The 3,784-nt window shown below is 70.4% G+C and carries 4 protein-coding genes; 3 read left to right on the forward strand and 1 reads right to left on the reverse strand.

The genetic code is table 11. The features are described 5' to 3' along the window. Positions 1 to 84: 84 nt before the first annotated feature. Positions 85 to 720 carry a hypothetical protein gene (locus AWZ10_RS19095; RefSeq protein WP_046707709.1) on the reverse strand — a complete coding sequence of 212 codons (636 nt, stop codon included), beginning with the start codon at positions 718 to 720 and terminating at the stop codon, positions 85 to 87. Positions 721 to 1,028: 308 nt separating this feature from the next. Here AWZ10_RS19095 and arfA point away from each other — a divergent pair, with 308 nt between their 5' ends. The 3 genes from arfA to AWZ10_RS19110 form a co-directional block, all read left to right on the forward strand. After that, positions 1,029 to 2,543, forward strand: coding sequence for an arabinosylfuranosidase ArfA (gene arfA / locus AWZ10_RS19100; RefSeq protein WP_046707710.1), 1,515 nt, complete (start codon positions 1,029 to 1,031; stop codon positions 2,541 to 2,543). Between the two features lie 139 nt (positions 2,544 to 2,682). Then, on the forward strand, positions 2,683 to 3,141 hold the full coding sequence (locus AWZ10_RS19105; protein WP_060891655.1) for an RrF2 family transcriptional regulator: 459 nt from the start codon (positions 2,683 to 2,685) through the stop codon (positions 3,139 to 3,141). 114 nt (positions 3,142 to 3,255) lie between these two features. Continuing rightward, a partial coding sequence (locus AWZ10_RS19110; protein ID WP_244172521.1) for a sulfite exporter TauE/SafE family protein occupies positions 3,256 to 3,784 on the forward strand: 529 nt, incomplete at its 3' end.

The following is a 3,784-nucleotide window of genomic DNA, read 5'->3' on the forward strand; positions in this document are numbered from 1 at the left end:
TGCCCCGGGCGGCCCGCCCGGTCCGCCCGGCCCGGTGGTGCCCCTCGCTCCCGGCGCGGTCGCCCCCGGTGCCCTCGCCGCGGTTCATCGCCGGGTCTCCTCGTCGTCCACGCCGAGCAGCCCTTCGAGCATGACGGCGAGAGCCTCCTGCTTGCGGCGGGTCAGCCGATGGCCGCGCAGCGCGAGTGTGACGACCCCGTGCCGGGTGGCGAACTCGACCAGCGGCCCGTACTCGACCAGCGGCCCGTCGTCGTCCGTCTCACCCTCAAGTCCCGCCAGCAGGCGGCCGAGTTCCCGGTTGAGGACGGTCGCGGCCGGGTCGGTGAAGAACCGGACGCCCTCCTCGATGCCGAAGAACCCCGCGAGTTCGGTCAGGTCGGGCACGTTCGGCATCTTCTTGCCGAGCAGCAGTTGCCGGGCCCACTCGGGACTGATCGAGAGCCGCTCCGCGACCTCCCTGCAGACCTCCCCGGCGCGCTTCCCGCTCCGCGCGACATACGCCTCGTGCAGCGCCCGCACCCGCCCACGCACCCGGTCGTCGACCCGGTCGGCCACCGGTTCGCCCCCGTCGAGCAGGGACCGCACCGTGTCCCCGTCGAGGGCCGTTCGTTCCGCCAGCGTCTGTACGTCAAGGAGCAGACCCCGGTCGGTACCGGTCTCCGTGATACGGGTGTCGAGTCGCGTCAAGGTCTCGGCAAGGGCGTCGGGGAGTGCAGGCACGCGCCGACCCTACGTGCCCTCCGGCGCCGGCACCACGAGAATCCAACGATCGTTGAATTTCGACGAACGATAGTGGTGCACGTGCTCCTTGAGGGGTGAGGGGAACTGCGCGACAAGCCGCAGAGAGGCCGCACCCGCCCGATCAGCGGGCCTGGCAGGCGAACAGGCGCACGCCACCTGGACGCACGACCCCATTGACTCGCCCCGGCTTCGACCATAGCGTCCCGTTCGGCTCAACGATCACCATCCGTAATACCGAACGCCGAACGCCGATCACTGAACACCGAACAGCGAAGGGGCCGCCCCCGATGACCCGCACCGCCCGCTTCACCCTCGACCCCGCATTCAAGGTCGGCGAGGTCAACCCCCGACTCTTCGGCTCCTTCGTCGAACACCTCGGCCGCTGCGTCTACACAGGCATCCACGAGCCGGACCACCCCGCGGCCGACGAGGCGGGCCTGCGGACCGACGTGCTGGACCTGGTCCGGGAGCTGGGCGTCACGACGATCCGCTACCCCGGCGGCAACTTCGTCTCCGGCTACAAGTGGGAGGACTCCGTCGGGCCCGCCGAGGACCGCCCCCGCCGCCTCGACCTCGCCTGGCGCTCCACCGAGACCAACCGTTTCGGCCTCTCCGAGTACATCGCCTTCCTGAAGAAGGTCGGCCCCCGGGCCGAGCCCATGATGGCCCTCAACCTCGGCACCCGCGGAGTCGCCGAGGCCCTCGAACTCCAGGAGTACGCCAACCACCCCGCCGGCACCGCCCTCTCCGACCTCCGTGCCGCCCACGGCGACAAGGACCCCTTCGGTATCAGGCTCTGGTGCCTGGGCAACGAGATGGACGGCCCCTGGCAGACCGGCCACAAGACGGCGACCGAGTACGGCCGTGTCGCGGCCGAGACCGCCCGCGCGATGCGTCAGATCGACCCGGACGTCGAACTCGTCGCCTGCGGCTCCTCCAGCCAGTCCATGCCGACCTTCGCCGAGTGGGAGGCGACGGTCCTGGCGGAGACGTACGACCTCGTCGACTACATCTCCCTGCACGCCTATTACCAGCCCGAGGACGGCGACGTCGACTCCTTCCTCGCCTCCGCCGTCGACATGGAGTCCTTCATCGAGAACGTGGTCGCCACCTGTGACCACGTGGGTGCGAAGCTCAAGTCCACGAAGAAGATCAACCTCTCCTTCGACGAGTGGAACGTCTGGTACATCTCGAAGTGGCACGCGATTGAGAACTCCGGCGCGCGGGACTGGGCGGAGGCCCCGCGCCTCCTGGAGGACAACTACAGCGTCATGGACGCCGTCGTCTTCGGCTCCCTCCTCATCGCGCTCCTCCGCCACGCCGACCGCGTCACCGTCGCCTGCCTCGCCCAGCTCGTCAACGTCATCGCCCCGATCATGACCGAGCCGGGCGGCCCGGCCTGGCGGCAGACGACCTTCTTCCCGTTCGCCCAGGCCGCGAAGTACGGGCGGGGCGAGGTGCTCGACGTACGGGTGGACTCGCCGACGTACGAGACGAAGAAGTACGGCGAGGCCGATCTGCTGCACGCGACGGCGGTGCGGGCCGAGGACGGGTCGGTGACCGTGTTCGCGGTCAACCGGGGTCGTACGGACGCGCTGCCGCTGGAAGTCTCGCTGAACGGGCTGGAGTTGACGCGGATCGTCGAGCACAGCGTGCTGGCCGACGCGGACCCGGACGCGCGGAACACACTGACGGAGCCCGAGCGGGTCGCTCCGCACGCGGGTGAGAGTGCTTCCCTGCGGGACGGCGTGCTGAGCGCGGTCCTGGAGCCGATGTCGTGGAATGTGATCCGGCTCGGCTGAGAGTCCGGGGCCGTCTGCCGTCTGCGGGTTGTCGGTGGTTGCTCGCGCGGTTCCCCGCGCCCCTTGCGGGTGCGGGTGCGGGTGCGGGTCGGCTGGGGCGTGGAGCGATCGCTTGTCCTCGTGGTCGACAATGTTGGCCATGAGGATCTCGGCACGGGCGGATTACGCCGTACGCGCGGTACTGGAAGTCGCCGTGCGGCAGGACAACGGGCCGGTGAAGGCCGAAGCCATCGCGACCGTGCAGGAGATCCCGCACAAGTTCCTTGAGGGCATCCTCGGGGACCTCAGGCGCGGCGGCCTGGTCACCAGCAGGCGGGGTGGCAGCGGCGGGTACCTACTGGCCCGCGAACCCGCCGCCATCACCGTCGCCGACGTGATCCGAGCCGTCGACGGGCCCATCGTGTCGGTACGGGGTGAGCGGCCGACCGGGCTGACCTACACCGGATCCGCCGAGCCGCTGCTGCCGCTGTGGATCGCGCTGCGGGCCAACGTCCGCCGCATCCTGGAGGGCGTCACGATGGCCGACCTCGCGGCCGGCGCCCTGCCCGAGCCGGTGAAGGGGCTGGCGGCGGAGCCGACGGCCTGGGAGAACCCGTGACCCCATAGGCCGGGGTAGGTCCGGCGGACGGCTGCACAGGATCGTTACCTCGCGCTCAGCCTGTCCTCAGCTTGTTCTCGTAGCGTTGCCGCGCGGTCAATCCCTACTCAACCGGTGGGAAAGACCGGAAAGACCGGAAAGAGCGGCGACGGAAGACGGGACGAGGAAGAGATGCGGACGCTGGTACTGCTCGCACTGGCGGGCCTGGGCGCCCAGCTCGTGGACGGCAGCCTGGGCATGGCCTACGGCGTGACCTCGACGACTCTGCTGCTCGCCATGGGCACCAACCCGGCCATCGCCTCGGCCACGGTGCACCTCGCCGAGATCGGCACGACCCTCATGTCGGGCGCCTCGCACTGGCGGTTCGGGAACGTGGACTGGAAGGTCGTCGCCAGGATCGGCGTACCGGGCGCGGTGGGCGCGTTCCTGGGCGCGACCGTCCTCTCGTCGCTCTCCACAGAGGTCGCCGGTCCGGTGATGTCGCTGATCCTCCTCGGCCTCGGCCTCTACGTCATGTCCCGCTTCACCCTGCGCGGCCTGCCCGAGGAACGCCTCGGCCGGCCGCTGCGGAAGCGGTTCCTGTCCCCGCTCGGCCTGGTCGCCGGCTTCCTCGACGCGACCGGCGGGGGCGGCTGGGGCCCGG

This window comes from Streptomyces europaeiscabiei, from assembly GCF_001550375.1.
Lineage (GTDB): Bacteria > Actinomycetota > Actinomycetes > Streptomycetales > Streptomycetaceae > Streptomyces > Streptomyces europaeiscabiei.